The sequence below is a fragment of the Thiohalobacter thiocyanaticus genome (assembly GCF_003932505.1).
GTDB lineage: Bacteria > Pseudomonadota > Gammaproteobacteria > Thiohalobacterales > Thiohalobacteraceae > Thiohalobacter > Thiohalobacter thiocyanaticus.
Window position 1 is genome coordinate 1,532,361 of record NZ_QZMU01000001.1, and the last position, 16,241, is coordinate 1,548,601.

15 protein-coding genes and 1 pseudogene are annotated in these 16,241 nt (G+C 68.7%); 11 read left to right on the plus strand and 5 right to left on the minus strand.

Annotation, left to right across the window (positions count from 1 at the left end):
• Positions 1–124 precede the first annotated feature (124 nt).
• Both D6C00_RS07150 and D6C00_RS07155 read right to left on the minus strand, forming a co-directional pair.
• On the minus strand, positions 125–916 hold the full coding sequence (locus tag D6C00_RS07150) for a sulfite exporter TauE/SafE family protein (protein WP_241546818.1): 792 nt from the start codon (positions 914–916) through the stop codon (positions 125–127).
• Positions 917–926: 10 nt separating this feature from the next.
• Positions 927–2,291 (minus strand): NAD-dependent succinate-semialdehyde dehydrogenase, encoded by a 1,365-nt coding sequence (locus tag D6C00_RS07155; protein ID WP_125181092.1) that lies wholly within the window; start codon positions 2,289–2,291, stop codon positions 927–929.
• 214 nt (positions 2,292–2,505) lie between these two features.
• Between D6C00_RS07155 and D6C00_RS07160 the strand changes: the two genes are divergently transcribed.
• From D6C00_RS07160 to D6C00_RS07210, 11 genes and pseudogenes are all read left to right on the plus strand, one after another.
• Positions 2,506–4,374, plus strand: a complete 1,869-nt coding sequence (locus tag D6C00_RS07160) for a transglycosylase SLT domain-containing protein (RefSeq protein WP_125181093.1) — start codon at positions 2,506–2,508, stop codon at positions 4,372–4,374.
• A gap of 67 nt (positions 4,375–4,441) precedes the next feature.
• Complete coding sequence (locus tag D6C00_RS07165; protein WP_125181094.1) at positions 4,442–4,942, plus strand: Na+/H+ antiporter subunit E; 501 nt, start codon at positions 4,442–4,444, stop codon at positions 4,940–4,942.
• Between the two features lie 10 nt (positions 4,943–4,952).
• The gene (locus D6C00_RS07170; RefSeq protein WP_125181095.1) at positions 4,953–5,231 is read left to right on the plus strand and encodes a monovalent cation/H+ antiporter complex subunit F; all 279 of its coding nucleotides are present in this window, start codon (positions 4,953–4,955) and stop codon (positions 5,229–5,231) included.
• Positions 5,218–5,517: a monovalent cation/H(+) antiporter subunit G gene (gene mnhG / locus D6C00_RS07175; RefSeq protein ID WP_125181096.1), complete on the plus strand. Its 300-nt coding sequence runs from the start codon at positions 5,218–5,220 to the stop codon at positions 5,515–5,517. Before D6C00_RS07170 ends, mnhG begins: the two co-directional genes overlap by 14 nt.
• A pseudogene (locus tag D6C00_RS07180) lies at positions 5,514–6,441 on the plus strand (hydrogenase subunit MbhD domain-containing protein). Before mnhG ends, D6C00_RS07180 begins: the two are co-directional and overlap by 4 nt.
• Positions 6,438–6,758, plus strand: coding sequence for a cation:proton antiporter subunit C (locus D6C00_RS07185; RefSeq protein ID WP_125181097.1), 321 nt, complete (start codon positions 6,438–6,440; stop codon positions 6,756–6,758). The pseudogene D6C00_RS07180 and the gene D6C00_RS07185 overlap by 4 nt, the downstream one beginning before the upstream one ends.
• Entirely contained in the window at positions 6,743–8,233 is a 1,491-nt protein-coding gene (locus tag D6C00_RS07190) for a complex I subunit 5 family protein (protein ID WP_241546819.1), read from the plus strand. Before D6C00_RS07185 ends, D6C00_RS07190 begins: the two co-directional genes overlap by 16 nt.
• Positions 8,230–9,729 (plus strand): complex I subunit 5 family protein, encoded by a 1,500-nt coding sequence (locus tag D6C00_RS07195; RefSeq protein WP_125181098.1) that lies wholly within the window; start codon positions 8,230–8,232, stop codon positions 9,727–9,729. The genes D6C00_RS07190 and D6C00_RS07195 overlap by 4 nt, the downstream gene beginning before the upstream one ends.
• Positions 9,722–10,951 (plus strand): proton-conducting transporter transmembrane domain-containing protein, encoded by a 1,230-nt coding sequence (locus D6C00_RS07200; protein WP_125181099.1) that lies wholly within the window; start codon positions 9,722–9,724, stop codon positions 10,949–10,951. The genes D6C00_RS07195 and D6C00_RS07200 overlap by 8 nt, the downstream gene beginning before the upstream one ends.
• 130 nt (positions 10,952–11,081) lie before the next feature.
• Positions 11,082–12,050: a complex I NDUFA9 subunit family protein gene (locus tag D6C00_RS07205; RefSeq protein ID WP_125181100.1), complete on the plus strand. Its 969-nt coding sequence runs from the start codon at positions 11,082–11,084 to the stop codon at positions 12,048–12,050.
• Between the two features lie 234 nt (positions 12,051–12,284).
• Positions 12,285–13,511: a multifunctional CCA addition/repair protein gene (locus D6C00_RS07210; protein WP_125181101.1), complete on the plus strand. Its 1,227-nt coding sequence runs from the start codon at positions 12,285–12,287 to the stop codon at positions 13,509–13,511.
• A 137-nt stretch (positions 13,512–13,648) separates the two neighbouring features.
• Here D6C00_RS07210 and D6C00_RS07215 read toward each other — a convergent pair whose 3' ends face one another.
• The 3 genes from D6C00_RS07215 to D6C00_RS07225 form a co-directional block, all read right to left on the minus strand.
• Positions 13,649–13,891, minus strand: a complete 243-nt coding sequence (locus tag D6C00_RS07215) for a hypothetical protein (RefSeq protein ID WP_125181102.1) — start codon at positions 13,889–13,891, stop codon at positions 13,649–13,651.
• Positions 13,892–14,116: 225 nt separating this feature from the next.
• Positions 14,117–14,914, minus strand: coding sequence for an undecaprenyl-diphosphate phosphatase (locus tag D6C00_RS07220; RefSeq protein ID WP_125181103.1), 798 nt, complete (start codon positions 14,912–14,914; stop codon positions 14,117–14,119).
• Between the two features lie 109 nt (positions 14,915–15,023).
• Positions 15,024–16,223 (minus strand): class I SAM-dependent methyltransferase, encoded by a 1,200-nt coding sequence (locus D6C00_RS07225; protein ID WP_125181104.1) that lies wholly within the window; start codon positions 16,221–16,223, stop codon positions 15,024–15,026.
• Positions 16,224–16,241: the final 18 nt, after the last annotated feature.

Consider the following 16,241-nt stretch of genomic DNA (forward strand, 5'->3'; position numbering starts at 1 on the left):
CGCCTTGATCAATATCAACCGTCCCCGGAGCGGAGCCAAACATTGATCCAGCTCAATAAAACCTGAATCGGCGGCCGCAGGGCGTCTGAATGTATAAATTCGGTTATAAGAACAGGGGTTCTGTTCAGATCAGCATGCGCATACCGATCAAGACCAGCACCAAGGCGAACAGCCGCCGCAGCCGCCGCGCCGGCAGACGGTGGGCCAGTACCGCCCCCAGGCGCGCTCCGGGCAGGCTCAGCAGCAGGATACCCAGCACGGCGGGCCAGTACACATAACCCAGGCTGGCCGGCGGCAGTCCGGCGGCATCGCGGCCGATCAGGATGAAGCCGAGTGCGCCGGCCAGGGCAATGGGCACACCGCAGGCCGCCGCCGTTCCCACCGCCGTGGTCATGGCCGCGCCCAGCCACAACAGCAGCGGTACGGTGAGGGTGCCGCCGCCGATGCCGAGCAGTACCGACAGCGCTCCGATGCCGAGCCCCGCCGGGACCAGCACGGCCGGGCGCGCCGCAACGGCCGGCCCTCCGGGTTGCAGCTCCAGCGCCAGCTTCACTGCCACCACCAGCAGGAAGCCCCCGAACAGGCCACGCAGAACCGCCCCGTCCAGCCGGTCGGCCAGGGTCGTGCCGAGCGCGGCCCCGGCCAGAACACCGACGGTCAGCCAGCCGGCCAGACGCCAGTCCACCGCGCCCCGGCGCAGATGGGCCTGCGCCGAGACCGCGCCGGTGAAGACGATCGCGGCCAGGGACGTGCCCACGGCCAGATGCATCAGATGCACGGAGGGGAAGCCCTGCAGGGCGAAGATCCAGAGCAGGGCCGGGACCATCACCAGCCCGCCGCCGATACCGAACAGGCCGGCCAGCAGCCCGGCCAGGGCGCCGGTCAGGGGATAGGCCAGCCAGAACAGCAGGCTCAAGGGGACCCGGTCAGCGGACCCAGACGGTCTTGGCGTTGACGAACTCGCGGATGCCCAGCAGCGACAGCTCGCGACCGTAGCCGGACCGCTTCACCCCGCCGAAGGGCAGACGGGGGTCGCTCTTGACCAGGCCGTTGACGAAGGCACTGCCGCATTCGAGTTGCCGCGCCACCCACTCGCCCCGCGCGGCGTCCCCGGTCCAGACGCTGCCGCCGAGGCCGAAACCGGAGTCATTGGCGATGCGCACGGCATCGGCCTCGTCGCCGGCCCGGATGACGGTGGCCACCGGCCCGAACAGCTCCTCGCTGTAGGCGCGCATACCGGGCTCGACCCGGTCCAGGATGGAGGCCTGGTAATAAGCGCCGTCGCCGGGCTGGGGCAGGCAGCCGGTCACCGCCACCCCCCCCTTGGCCAGGGTATCGATGACCTGCTGATGCAGGTCGTCGCGCAGATCGAACCGGGCCATGGGCGCCAGCCGGGTGGCCTCGTCCATGGGATCGCCGCATTGCAGCGCCTCGACCTGTGCACGGAAGCGCTCCACGAACTCATCGGCGATGGCCGCGACCGGGATGAAGCGCTTGGCGGCGATGCAGCTCTGGCCGGCATTGAGAAAGCGCGAGGCGACGGCCTGCTCCACTGCCAGGTCGAGGTCGGCGTCCTCCAGGATCACGAAGGCATCCGCGCCGCCCAGTTCCAGCACGCTCTTCTTCAGATGCTGTCCGGCGGCCGCGGCCACCGCCTTGCCGGCCGGCTCGCTGCCGGTCAGGGTCACGGCGTGAACGCGCCGGTCACCGACGACGCGCGCGACCATGGAGGAGGGGATCATCAGGCTGGTGAACACCCCCGGCGGCGCACCGGCTTCCAGGAACACCTCCTCCAGCAGCTGGGCGCAGTGGGGTACGTTGGAGGCATGCTTGAGCAGCCCGGTATTGCCCACGGCCAGGGCCGGGGCGGCAAAACGCATGACCTGCCACAGGGGAAAGTTCCAGGGCATGACCGCCAGTACCGTACCCAGCGGCTGCCAGGCCACCAGGCTGCGGCTGGCATCGGTCTCGATCGGCTCGTCGGCGAGAAAGGCCGGGGCGTTGTCGGCATAGTAGTCGCAGACCCAGGCGCACTTGTCGACCTCGCCCCGCGCCTCCCTGATCAGCTTGCCCATCTCCCCGGTGACGGTACGGGCCAGTTCCTCCCGGCGCGCGCGCAGCACCTCGCCGGCGCGGGCCAGCAGCCGGCAGCGCTCCTCCAGCGGCCGGCGACGCCAGTCCGGCGCGGCCGCAGCGGCCTGCTCCAGAGCGGCATCGAGCTGCTTTTCGGTCCAGGAATCGACCACCCTGAGCACTGTGCCATTCGCCGGATTGATGGCCTTGAAACTCATTTCGCACCTCACAGGGATTGTTGATAAGGCCCGGACAGTACGCCACTGAGGCACCGGACAGGCACGGACACCGCCCCCGCAGACTAAGCCCAACCGAGCGCCTTGGCAAACCCCGGGAACCCCCCTGACCCGCGGCGATCCAATCGGCTATCATCGAACCTGCACCACGCAGGATGAGACCCCGGATGCGGCACCGCCACAGGATGCAGGGCAAATGAGACAAGGACTGCAACTGGCAGCGGCGATCCTGTTGTGTGGGCTGACCCACGGTGCCCAGGCCCTGCCCGACCCCTACACCGACGAGCGCAGCCGTTATCAGGCTGCACTGCATGCGCTGCAACGCGGTGAGTTGGAGCGCTTCGACCAGCTGGCCGCTTCATTGCGCGATTATCCGCTGCATCCTTACCTGCAGGACCGCCGGCTGCGCCGCGACCTGGCCCGCGCCACTGACGCCGATATCGCCGCCTTCCTGCAGGCGCAGGCCGATACCTCCCTGGCCGACCGCCTCTACCGTGACTGGCTGCAACACCTGGGCCGCACCCGCCAATGGCAGCGGTTCGAGCGCTTCTACCGTGGCGACGGGGATGCCGAGCTGCGCTGCTATCACCTGCGTGCCACCCGCAACACCGCCAGCCGCGAGGCCTGGCTGGACGCGGCCCTGGAACTGTGGCGCGTCGGGCACTCCCAGCCCGATGCCTGCGATCCCGTCTTCGACGTGCTGTACGACACGCCCCGCATCGACACCGAGGCCCTGTGGCAGCGCATCCGGCTTGCCATGGCCGAGGGCAAGCTCAGCCTGGCCGCCTTCCTCGGCAGGAAACTCCCGGATGCCGAGCGCGACCAGGTCGAGTTCTGGCACTACGCCCACCGCCGTCCGGCGGCCGCGCTGGACGATGCCCGGCTCGAGCAGGACAACGCCATCGCCCGCCGCATCCGGGTGCATGCCATCCAGCGCCTGGCGCGCAGCCAGCCCGACACTGCCTTCGAGGCCCTGCAGGCCCGGCGCGGACAGCTGTCCGATGAGGACTATCACGCTGCCCTGAAATACGTTGCCCGCTATGCCGGCTACCGCCGCAGCGATAAGGCCTACACCATTCTCGCTGCCGTTCCCGCGGACTGGCGCGACGCCGAGATCGAGGAACTGCAGGCGCGCATGGCCCTGGTGGAACGCGACTGGGCGGCCCTGGTCGATACCATCGCGGGCTTCCGTCACCAGGACTCGCGTTTCAGCGAGTGGCCCTACTGGCAGGCCCGGGCGCTGGGCGAGCTCGGGCGCAGCGAACCCGCCCGCCACCAGCTGCGCACCCTGTCCGGCGAGCGTTTCTTTCACGGCTTTCTCGCCGCCGACCGGTTGAACCGGCCCTATCAGCTCAACCACCGGCCGATCGAGTATGACGAATCCGAACTGCTGGCCCTGCTGGAGCGCCACCCGGGACTGTGGCGGGCCGGTGAACTCCACCGCCTCGGCCGCACCTGGGCCTCGCGGCGCGAGTGGTATCACACCAGTCTGCAACTGGATCCGCCGGAGCTGGAACTGGCCGCGGCCCTGGCCCACGAATGGGGCTGGCACGACCGCGCCATCTGGACCGCCGCCCGCGCCGGGCACTGGGACGATGTGCAGATCCGCTTCCCGCTGGCCTACCGTGAGCAGGTCGAACAGGTGGCCGCCCAGTTCGATCTGGACCCCGCCCTGATCTTCGCCGTGATCCGCCAGGAAAGCGCCTTCATGGCCGACGCCCATTCCTCGGCCGGCGCCCTCGGCCTGATGCAGCTGATGCCGGCCACCGGCCGGCAGACGGCGCTGCAGCTGCGCCTGCCCAGGCCTTCGCGCGCCACCCTGCTCACGACCAGCGCCAACCTGCGTCTGGGCAGCGCCTATCTCAAGCGCATGCTGGAACGCTACAACGGCCATCCGGCCCTGGCCGCCGCGGCCTACAACGCGGTCCGCATCGGGTCGATCGCTGGCTGCCGGAGGACGGCGAATTCGAGGCCGACTACTGGATCGACACCATCCCCTTCCGCGAGACCCGCGGCTATGTGCGCGGCGTGCTGGCCTTCACCGCCGTCTATGACATGCGTCTGAACGGCCAGGCCACCCCGTTGGCGCGGCGTCTGGCGCGGGTGGCTGAGAACAACGGGAAGTCAGGCGGATGACGCGTACCGCTTCCGTATTCAGCCGTTTTCCGCTGCCGCGCCTGCTCGCCTTCGCCCTGACCTGGTGGCTGATCACCGAGGGGGCGGCCGCAAGCTGGATGATCGGCGCGCCGGCGGTGGTACTGGCCACCCTGATCAGCGCCCGCCTGCTGCCGCCGCAGCGCCTGGCCTGGGCAGGACTGGCACCCTTCGCCGGCTTCTTCCTCAGGCACTCGCTGCTGGGGGCGGTGGATGTCGCCCAGCGCGCCTTCCGGCCGGCACGACCGCTCGATCCCGCCGTGATCGACTATCCATTGCAGCTGCAACCCGGCCTGCCGCGGGTATTCATGCTCAATGTCGTCTCCCTGCTGCCCGGCACCCTGAGCGCCGACCTCGAAGCCGACTGCCTGCGGGTGCATGTGCTCGATGCCGGCCAGGACAACCCGGCCCAGCTGGCACACCTGGAGGCTCGGGTCGCAGGGCTGTTCGGTCTGACATTGACACATAACATCAATTAAGCTGATACGCATGCCGGATCTGTATCACGCCCTGACCCTGTTCCTCCTGCTCAACCTGGGCGCCGGCCTGTGGCGGGTGGTACAGGGCCCCACCGCCGCCGACCGCATGCTGGCCGCGCAGCTGTTCGGCACCACCGCCGTGGCCATCCTGCTGGTGCTGGCCCAGGCCGGCGGGGTCGCCGCCCTGCGCGACGTCGCCCTGGTCTTCGCCCTGCTGGCCGCGGTCGCGGCGGTGGCCTTCGTGCGCCGGGCCTGGCCGCAGCCGGAGGACGAGCATGACCGGCCCTGACTACCTGAGCGCCCTGCTGCTGCTCGCCGGAGCCCTGTTCTTTCTGGCCGGCACCCTGGGACTGCTGCGTTTCCCCGACGTCTACACCCGCCTGCACGCCCTGACCAAGGCCGACAATGTCGGCCTGGGCCTGATCGTGCTGGGCCTGGCCCTGCAGTCCGGCAGCTGGCTGGTGGCGGGCAAGCTGGTGCTGATCTGGCTGCTGGTGCTGCTGGCCGGCGCCAGCGTGGCGCACCTGATCGCCCGCGGCGCCCGCCAGCGCGGCATCCCGGAGTGGCGCCGGTGAACCTGCTGCAGACCGGCTTCGACGGACTGCTCGCCCTGGGCCTGATCTGGCTGGCCTGGCGGGCGCTGGCTTGCCCCGACCTGTTCCGGGGCATCGTACTGTTCATCGCCTTCGGTCTGCTGATGGCGCTGGCCTGGGTACGCCTGGAGGCGCCCGACGTGGCGCTGGCCGAAGCGGCCATCGGCGCCGGCCTGACCGGCGCCCTGCTGCTGGCGGCCCTGGCCCGGCTGAACCGGACCGCTGCAGCGCAGACCCTGCCCCGCGAGGCCTGGCGCAGCGGCCCGGCCCTGCTGCTGGTACTGGCCGGGGCCGGCCTGGGGCTGGCCGTACTCAGCCTGATCCCGGAGCCGGCCGGACTGCAGGCGCAGGTGGCTGCCGAACTCGGACGCAGCGGCGTGAGCAATCCGGTCACCGCCGTACTGCTCAACTTCCGTGGCTACGACACCCTGCTGGAACTGCTGGTACTGCTGCTGGCTCTGCTGGCGGCCTGGTCGCTGGACGCCGACCCGCCCCGGCGCGAGGCCCCGGCCGGGGCGGTGCTGGACATGCTGTTGCGGCTGCTGCTGCCGGTGCTGGTGCTGGCCGCGGCCTATCTGCTGTGGGCCGGGGCGCACGCCCCCGGCGGCGCCTTCCAGGCCGGTGCGGTACTGGGCGCGGCCGGGGTGCTGGCCCTGCTGGCCGGCTGGCGGCTGCAGCCGCACCTGACCGGGACGCCGCTGCGCCTGGCCGTCACCATCGGCCCCGGCGGCTTCCTGCTGGTCGCCTGGGCATTTGCTGCTGGCCGGCCGGCCGCTGCTGGAATATCCGCCGGCACTCGCCGGCGGTCTGATCCTGCTGATCGAGACCCTGGCCACCCTGTCCATCGCCGCCACCCTGGCAGTGCTGTTCCAGGGCTCGCGGCCCGGCGCCGGTGACGCGCCGTGACCGCCGCCTTCTATGCCCTGGCCGGCGTGGCCCTGGTGGTGCTGGGACTGTACGGGCTGAGCGTGCAGGCCCACCTGCTGCGCAAGCTGCTGGCCGTGAACATCCTCGGCAGCGGGGTCTTCCTGGTGCTGGTCAGCCTGGGCGGGCAGCCGGGCGCAGCCCCCGACCCGGTACCGCACGCCATGGTCATCACCGGCATCGTGGTGGCCGTCTCGGCCACTGCCCTGGGCCTGGTGCTGATGCTCAAGGTGGCAGCCGCGAGCGGCCGGCCCACGCTGGATGACGCGCCGAAGGAGGACCGGTGCCCGAAGGAGTGAGCCTGTCCGCGCTGGCCGCCCTGCCCTGGGATGCCGTGCTGATTCTGCTGCCCCTGACCGGCGCGGTGGCGGCCGGTCTCTGGCCGCGGTCGGCGCGGCCGATCGGCCTGCTGGTCAGCGCCGGCGGCATTCCGATCCTGGTCGGTCTCGGCACCGCGGTCGCGGGCACGGACGGACTGCATCACGCCGTCGGCGGCTGGGGTGCACCGCTGGGCATCGAACTGCGGGCCGATGCGTTGAGTCTGGTCTTTCTCGCCACCACGGCCCTGGTCGGTCTCGGGGTCGCGCTCTATGCCGACAGCTACTTCGAACCCACCCTGGCGCGCTGGTTCTGGCCGCTGTGGTTGTTCCTGCTGGGAGCGCTGAACGCCCTGTTCCTGTCTGCCGACCTGTTCAATCTCTATGTCACCCTGGAGCTGATGGGCCTGGCGGCGGTGGCCCTGACCGCGCTCGGCGGCGGCCGCGCCGCCCTGACCGGCGCCATGCGCTATCTGCTGGCGACCCTGCTGGGTTCGCTGGTGTATCTGCTGGGCGTGGCACTGCTGTATCACGCCACCGGCACGCTCGATTTCGGCCTGCTGGGGCAGCGCCTGGAGGCGGGTCCGGCCAGCCGCACGGCGTTGGGCCTGATGGGTGCCGGGCTGGCGCTCAAGACCGCCCTGTTTCCGTTTCACTTCTGGCTGCCGCCGGCGCACGCCAGCGCCCCGGCCCCGGTCAGCGCCCTGCTCTCGGCCCTGGTAGTCAAGGCCTCCTTCTATATCCTGGTGCGACTGTGGCTGGAACTGTTCGCCCCGCTGGCGGCCACGGCCGCCACCGGCCAGGTACTGGGCCTGCTCGGGATGGCGGCCATCCTGTGGGGCTCCTGGCAGGCCCTGCGCCAGCCCCGGGTCAAGCTGCTGGTGGCCTATTCAACCGTGGCCCAGATCGGTTACCTGTTCCTGGCCTTCCCCCTGCTCTCCGCCGCCGGCCTGCCCGATGCAGCCGCCTGGCGCGCGGTCCTGTGGCTGGTGCTGGCGCACGCCCTGGCCAAGGCGGCCATGTTCCTGGCCGCCGGCAACCTGCTGCGCTTCGGTGGCCATGACCGCATCACCGACCTGGACTGCGTCGCCCAGCGGCTGCCGCTGACCGTGGCCGCCTTCGCCCTGGCCGGGGTGAGCATCGCCGGCCTGCCACCGACCGGCGGCTTCATCGGCAAGTGGCTGCTGCTGGAGGCGGCTCTGCTCCAGGGCCGCTGGGATCTGGTGACGGTGATGCTGCTCGGCGGGCTGCTGGCGGCCGGCTATGTGTTCAAGGTGGTCGGTCACTTCTTCACCCCGGCCGCCACCCGGCACGAGGCACAGCGGGTGCCGGCGCGCATGGAATGGACCGCACTGGGCCTGGCCGTGCTGGCCCTGCTGCTGGGGCTGGCCCCGGGTATTCTGCTGCCCTGGTTCGACAGCGCCGTGGTCATGCCGATGGCGGGAGCGCGGCAATGAACCCGGGCAACGGAATCCTGCTGTCCGTACTCGCCAGTTCACTGCTGCCGGGTCTGGTCATCTTCGCCATTGCCGAGCACCGCATCGCGCTGCGCACCACCCTCAACCTGCTGGGGGCGGTGGTCAAGCTGGTGCTGGTGGGCTGGATGCTGTGGGGCGTGGCCCACGGCCAGGCCTATGAGCTGCGCCTGGCGCTGCTGCCGGGGCTGGACTTCGTACTGCGGGCCGGCCCGCTGGCGCTGCTGTTCGTCACCCTGTCCTCGGTGCTGTGGCTGCTGACCACCCTGTACGCCATCGGCTACCTGGAAGGCTCGCCGCACCGCAGCCGCTTCTTCGGTTTCTTCAGCCTGTGCGTGACCGCCACCGTGGGTGTGGCCCTGGCCGGCAACCTGCTTACCTTCCTGCTGTTCTACGAACTGCTGACCCTGTCGACCTATCCGCTGGTGGTGCACCGCGCCACCGAGGCCGCGCGCCGCGCCGGTCAGAGCTACCTGGTCTATACCCTCAGCGGCGGTGTGCTGCTGCTGGCCGGCACGGTCTGGCTGTACAGCCTCACCGGCACGCTGGAATTCCGTGCCACCGGTTTCGTACAGGATCTGGACGCCAGCCACCACGGGGCACTGATCGCGATCTTCTGGCTGCTGATCGCCGGTGTCGGGGTCAAGGCAGCGCTGTTCCCGCTGCACGGCTGGCTGCCGCAGGCCATGGTCGCCCCGGCACCGGTCAGCGCCCTGCTGCACGCCGTGGCCGTGGTGAAGGCCGGCGCCTTCGGCATCGTGCGCATCGTCTACGAGGTGTTCGGCGTCGAGCAGGCGGCCGATCTGGGCGTGACCCTGCCGCTGGCGGGGCTGGCGGCCTTCACCATTCTCTACGGTTCGCTGCGGGCCCTGTACCAGGATGATCTCAAGCGCCGGCTGGCCTTCTCCACCGTCAGCCAGGTGTCCTATATCGCGCTCGGCGTGGCCATCGCCGGTCCCATCGCCACCATCGGCGGGCTGGTGCACCTGGTGCATCAGGGCCTGATGAAGATCACCCTGTTCTTCTGCGCCGGCAACCTGGCCGAGACGCTGCACATTCACCGCATCAGCGAAATGGACGGCGTGGGCCGACGCCTGCCCTGGACCATGGGGGCCTTCACCCTGGCCGCCTTCGGCATGATCGGTCTGCCGCCGGTGGCCGGCTTCGTCAGCAAGTGGTACCTGGGACTGGGCGCGATGGAGGCCGGTCAGGACTGGGTGGTGCTGGTGCTGGCCGGCAGCAGCCTGCTCAATGCGGCCTACTTCCTGCCCATCCTGCACCGGGCCTGGTTCCGGGCCCCGGCCGGCGACGGTTTCGCCGCGGCCGGCGGCCGGCACGAGACCGGCTGGCTGCTGCTGTGGCCGCCGGTGATCACGGCGGCCATGTCGCTGGGCGCCGGGATGCTGGCCTTCATCCCCTTCAGCCCGCTGGAGTGGGTTCAGTTCATCGGCCGCCGGGAGTTCATCGGCTATGAGTGAGCTGTTGCAGGACGTCGGACTCTGGCTGATCCTGGCCTGGCCCCTGCTGGTCGCCCTGCCCGGGGTATACCGGCATCTGCCCCGGCCCTGGCTGCTGGCGCTGACGCCGGCCGCCGTGATTCTGGTCACCACCGGCGCGGCGGAACTGGACATGCCCTGGGTCGTGTTCGGCAGCGGACTGATGCTGGACGGCGACCGCCGCTGGCTGCTGGGCATGAGCCTGCTGCTGTGGCTGGCCGCGGGCCGGCAGGCCGCCCGGCTCGATCCGGCGCAACAGCAGGCCACCTTCACCCTGCTGCTGCTCACCTTCAGCGGCCAGCTCGGCATGATCCTGGCCAGCGAACCGGTGGGTTTTCTGTGTTTCTCCACCCTGCTGGGTTATGGCTTCTTCGGCCTGCTGGTCCACGGTGGCGGGGCGGACAGCCGGCGCGTGGCACGCCTGTACATCGTGGTGCTGATCCTGGCCGATCTGTTGCTGTTCGAGGCCCTGCTGCTGGCCGCCTACATGCAGGAGACGCCGCGTTTCGATGACTTCGACTTCCCACTGCAGGGTGATTCCACCGGGCTCTACGCCGCCCTGGTGCTGACCGCTTTCCTGCTCAAGGCCGGGATCTGGCCGCTGCATGCCTGGGTCACGGGCGCCCTGCGCACGGCCCCGCCGCCGGCGCGACTGCTGCTGGCCGGCGGACCGGTGGTCATGGCCCTGCTGGGTCTGTGGCGCTGGCTGCCCGCGGGCCAGGGTCTGGAGCTGGCGGGTCAGCTGTGCCGCGTCCTGGGCACGGCGGCCCTGGGCTACGCCCTGGCGCAGTTATTGCGGCGCCCGCAGCCCTGCTGGCTGCTTCCGGCCCTGACCGGCGCTCTGGTGCTGGGTTTCGGCCAGTACCTGGTCGATCCGACCGGCAGTGAGGGCTGGATCGCGTGGTCCGCACCTCTGCTGGTCCTGACCGGACTGCTCCCGGCCCTGCTGCTGTGGCTGCAATCGGCAGTGTCCGCGGCAGGGCTCGGCAATGAGCCGCCCTGGGCCTGGTTCGGAAGGCTGCAGCCGCCGCTGGAACGCCTGCACCAGAGGCTGCTGCGCGGCGTAGTGAGCCTGCGCCGTTCCGGTTCCGCTGCTGCCATCACGGGGCTTGCGCTGCCGGACCTTGAACGCCGCATCGCACGCTGGCCCTGGGTGATCATGGCACTGGCGCTGCTGGGGCTGGTGCTGGGACTGCTGGCCTGAGTCGACATCTGCAACGACGGCCGGACCGCCGCTGATGGGTTGCGCTTCGCACCACCCATCCTACTGTACCGGCTTGACCGGTCCCGACAGTCTCGCCACTATGGCAGGGTTGCCTTGCTTAGGGGGTTTAATGCATACAACAACAAAAACCGTCTGTGTCTTCGGCGGTACCGGCTTTGTGGGTCGCCACCTGGCCCAGCGACTCACCCGTGACGGCCACTATGTCCGCATCCCGACCCGGCACCGCGAGCGCCATCGCGAGCTGCTGGTCAATCCGCGCATCAAGCTGATCGAGGCCGACGTCTACGACACCCGTGTGCTGCGCGAGCTGATCCAGGGCACGGATGCGGTGATCAACCTGGTGGGCATCCTCAATGAATCCGGCAACGACGGCAGCGGCTTCGAGCATGCCCACGTGGAACTGCCGCGCAGGATCCTCAGCGCCTGCAATGTCACCGGCACCCGCCGGCTGCTGCACATGAGTGCACTCAATGCCCACCCGCGCGAGGAACACAGCCACTACCTGCGCACCAAGGGCGTGGCCGAGGATCTGGTCCACGCCGCGGCCAGGGACGGCATGCAGGTCACCAGTTTCCGGCCGTCGGTGATCTTCGGGCCTGACGACAGCTTCTTCAATCGCTTTCACGGTCTGCTCAAACTCACGCCCTGGCTGTTTCCGCTGGCCTGCCCGGACGCGAAGATGTCGCCGGTCTATGTCGGCGATGTGGTTGAGGCCTTCGCCCGCAGCCTGCAGGATCCGGCCACCATCGGCCGCCACTGCGACATCTGCGGCCCCGAGACCTACACCCTGCAGCAGCTGGTCGAATACACCGCCCGTGCAGCCGGGCTCAGGCGGCACGTCCTGCGTCTGGGCAACACCACCTCCTGGCTGCAGGCACGACTGCTGGAGTTCGTACCCGGCAAGCCCTTTTCGCGGGACAACTTCTGGTCGCTGCAGAAGGAAGGTGTCTGCCACGAGAACTGCCTGCTCGATCTGGACATCACGCCCACCGCCATCGCCGCCGTGGTACCGGGCTACATCGGCAACGGCTCCTCGCAGCGGCGGTATCAGGCGTTCCGGGAGCAGGCCCGGCGGTGAGCAACAATCGCCACGGAAGCACATCGAAAGGCACGGAAACAGAAACGGCAGGCGATTTCGATCACCGCCTTTCCGTCATCCCGGCGTAGGCCGGGATCCAGAAGCCGCCGTGGTCAATGGATTCCGGCCTACGCCGGAATGACGGGATAGAACCCCTAAAGAAGTTCCGCAGCTTATTATAATTGCGTGTCTTTCCGTGTGCTTCCGTGGCCATTTCAACGCAAAGGTTCTGACATGGAAATCTATCTGGTCGGCGGCGCCGTGCGCGACAAGCTGCTGGGACTGCCGGTCGGGGAGCGCGACTGGGTGGTGGTCGGCGCCACGCCGCAGCAGATGCTGGACCTGGGCTACCGGCCGGTGGGCAAGGATTTTCCCGTCTTCCTGCATCCGGAGACCGGCGAGGAATACGCCCTGGCGCGCACCGAGCGCAAGACCGGCCCGGGCTACACCGGCTTCGAGTTCCATGCCGATCCCGATGTCACCCTGGAGGAGGATCTCAGGCGCCGGGATCTCACCATCAATGCCATGGCCGAGGACGCCGAGGGCAATCTGATCGATCCCTTCAACGGCCGCGAGGATCTGGACGCCGGCCTGCTGCGCCACGTCTCCAGCGCCTTCGCCGAGGATCCGGTGCGCATCCTGCGCATCGCCCGCTTCAAGGCCCGCTTCGCCAGATGGGGATTCAAGGTCGCGCACGGTACCCACGCCCTGATGAAGCGCATGGTCGAATCGGGCGAGGTCGACGCCCTGGTGCCGGAACGGGTCTGGGCGGAAACCCTGAAGGCCCTGAGTGAGGACCGGCCGGTGGAGTTCTTCGAGGTGCTGCGCCGCTGCGGCGCGCTGGCGCATGTCTTCCCCGAACTGGATCGGCTGTTCGGCGTGGATCAGCCGGCGCACGCCCATCCCGAGATCGATACCGGCGTGCACTGTCTGCTGGTGCTGGAACAGGCCGCGCGCCTGAGCCCCGATCCGCGGGTGCGCTTTGCCGCCCTGGTGCACGACCTGGGCAAGTGCGGGACGCCGGAAGCGGAACTGCCGCGCCACATCGGTCACGAGGCGCGCAGTGTCGAACTGATCGAGGGCATGTGCGCGCGGCTGAAGATCCCCAACGAGTACCGCGACCTGGCCCGGCTGGTGGCGCGTCATCACAGCCAGTGCCACCGCGCCCTGGAACTGCGCCCGGCCAGCGTGCACGACCTGCTCGATTCGCTGGATGTCTTCCGCCGTCCGGAGCGGCTGGAGCTGTTTCTGCTGGCCTGCGAGGCCGATCACCGCGGCCGCGCCGGACGCGAGGACGCACCCTACCCGCAGGCCGATTATCTGCGCACAGCCTTCACCGCCGCCAGTGCCATCAATGCGCGGGAACTGGTGGAACAGGGCCTGAGCGGCCCGGCGGTGGGAGAGAGATTGCGGGAACGGCGGATCGCGGCCGTGCGGGAGGTGAAACAAAGGTACCCATGATGAACCCCACAGGGGTTCTATGGAGGAAGTAACGTGGCAATCTCCATCCGGTTGATTCTGCGTTATGAGATTGCCGCGCTTCGCTCGCAATGACGATTATGCGAGTGCCATTCGGCTTGGACCCTTATTCCTGCCGCCTATGCCTGACCGCGCACCTTGCCGACCACCAGCACCAGTCCCAGCAGGCCCGAGGCCATCAGGATCAGCGGCAGGGGCGACGGCACGGCTTCACTGTCGGCGAAACCGGCCGCCGGCGTGGACAGGGGCACGGACCGCGCCGGCATCTCTTCCACCCCGAGCCAGCCGGTCGCGGCGGACACCCCCATGCTCAGCATGAGACCGAAGATGAAACCCAGACACTGGCAGCGGAAGCGGAACATGACGCGCACCCTGAAATCAGTAAATAAGTGTTTTCTAATAGGCAGGATGCATGCCAGAAAACACCGTCTTTAATAAAAACAATATGTTACAAAACAAAATCCCTTGATTTTCAGACAAGTATTAGCGATAACGTAAATCCTTCCGACAGCAGGAAAGATTGTATTTTTATTTTTTTCAATAAGTTAATAAATTTCAGTATTTGTTAATATTCCTGACAACGCCGATCAAACAAACACCCAGAACAGGAAGGCCCCCAGCAGCAGCCGGTAGATCACGAAGGGCGTCAGCCCGATGCGCGCGACCAGTTTCAGGAAGAAGTGAATGCACAGGTAGGCACTGACGGCCGAGACCAGGGTACCGACACCCAGGGCCTGCCAGTCCACCGGACCGGCCTGGCGGAACAGTTCGCGGGCCTCGAAACCGCCGGCGAGCAGGATCACCGGGATCGACAGCAGGAAGGAGAACCGGGCCGCGCCCTCGCGGCTCAGGCCCAGCATCAGGGCCGCGGTCATGGTGATGCCCGAGCGCGAGGTGCCCGGGATCAGTGCCAGGGCCTGGGCGCAGCCGATCACCAGTACGTCCTTCCAGCCGATGCTGTACTCGTCGCGCCGGCGCGCGCCGCTGCGGTCCGACCACCACAGCAGCAGGCCGAACAGCACCGTGGTGGCGGCGATCACCAGCGGACTGCGCAGATGCTGCTCGATGGAATCGGCGAACAGCAGGCCGGCCAGGCCCACCGGGATGGTGCCGAAGCCCACCGCCCAGGCCAGCCGGCTGTCGGCGGTCTGACCGCTGCCGGCCAGCGAGGCCAGCCAGTCGGCCAGCATCCGGCGCAACTCAACGCGGAAGTAGACGACCACCGCCAGCAGGGTACCCACGTGCACCGCCACGTCGAAGGCCAGCCCCTGGTCCTGCCAGCCCAGCAGCACCGGCAGCAGAATCAGATGCGCCGAGGAGGAGATCGGCAGGAATTCGGTCAGGCCCTGCAGCAGGGCCAGGGCGAGGATCTGAATCAGGTCCATGGGTTACCTGTTTTTATGTTATGAAAATACTTCCACAGGCTGGGCTGAACAAAGTGAAACCCAGCATGGACAGCGGCATTATGTTGGGCTTCGCGTTGCTCAGCCCAACCTACAGGCGGTTGCGCAGATCCTGCTGCCGGAACCCCGGCACCACCGCGTCGCAGTCGCGGGTCAGCAGCATCGCCTTGAAGCGCTCGCCCATCTCGCCGGGCAGCATCAGCTGTCGCACCTGCTGGGCCAGGCGCATCCCGGCCACCGGATCCGCGCCGGCGGCCGCGGCCATAGTATCCTCGATGCCGGCATCGATCAGGTAATGGGCCTGATCGGTGAAACCGGCGACTCGCAGCCCGGCCGCACTGGCGGCCTCTGCCACGGCGGTGAAATCCACATGGGCGGTGATGTCCTGCAGGCCCGGCAGCCGCAGCGGATCGGGATGGGCACGGTGCCGATAATGGCACATCAGGGTGCCCGCGCCGCGCTGGGGATGATAATACTCCCCACGCGGGTAGCCGTAATCGATGAACAGCATCGCCCCCTGCGTCAGGCTCGCCGCCAGTTCACTCAGCCAGCCGGACAGCCAGGCCGCCCGTTCCGAACTGTAGTCCGGCGGCCAGTCATACTGTTCGGCGAGCCGCCGGACCTGTTCCGCCAGCCCGGCATCGGCGGGCTGATCGGTCCAGCCGAAGCCGGCCTGCTCCCACTGCACCCGGCGCAGCCAGACGTCAGTACCGTCCCAGTGGAACAGCTCCACCGGCAAGGCGTCGAGCACCTCGTTGGCGATCACCATGCCGGCGAAGCGCTCGGGCGGGCGGTCCAGCCAGGTCACGCGTTCGAGCAGCGCCGGCGCTTCTTCGTTCAACCGCTGACGCTGACGCTCGCGCAGGTCCGCGCTGGGCTCAAGGATGAGATAGCTTTCAGGCAGGCGGTCCATTGCCTGCAGACTTCGCAGCACCTCCACTGCCAGCGCACCGCTGCCCGCGCCCAGCTCGAGCACCGCTCCATGGTTCAGCGCTTCCAGCACGGCCGCGCAGCTCACGGCCACGCACTGCGAGAACAGGGGCGAGAGTTCCGGCCCGGTGACGAAATCGCCCGCCGCACCGAACTTGCGCGCCCCGGCGCTGTAGTAGCCCAGCCCGGGTTCGTACAGGACCGAGTGCATGTAGTCGGCGAACGGCAGGCTGCCGCCGGCCGCCTGCATGCGGGCCCGAAGCACCTCAACCAGGCGCTCGCTGACCGCCAGGGCCTCGGGCGCCGGCGCGGGCCAGTCGGCGGGAATCGCCCAGGGGGAAGGCGGCTCAGACCCGGGCATTATTAACTCGCCATGACG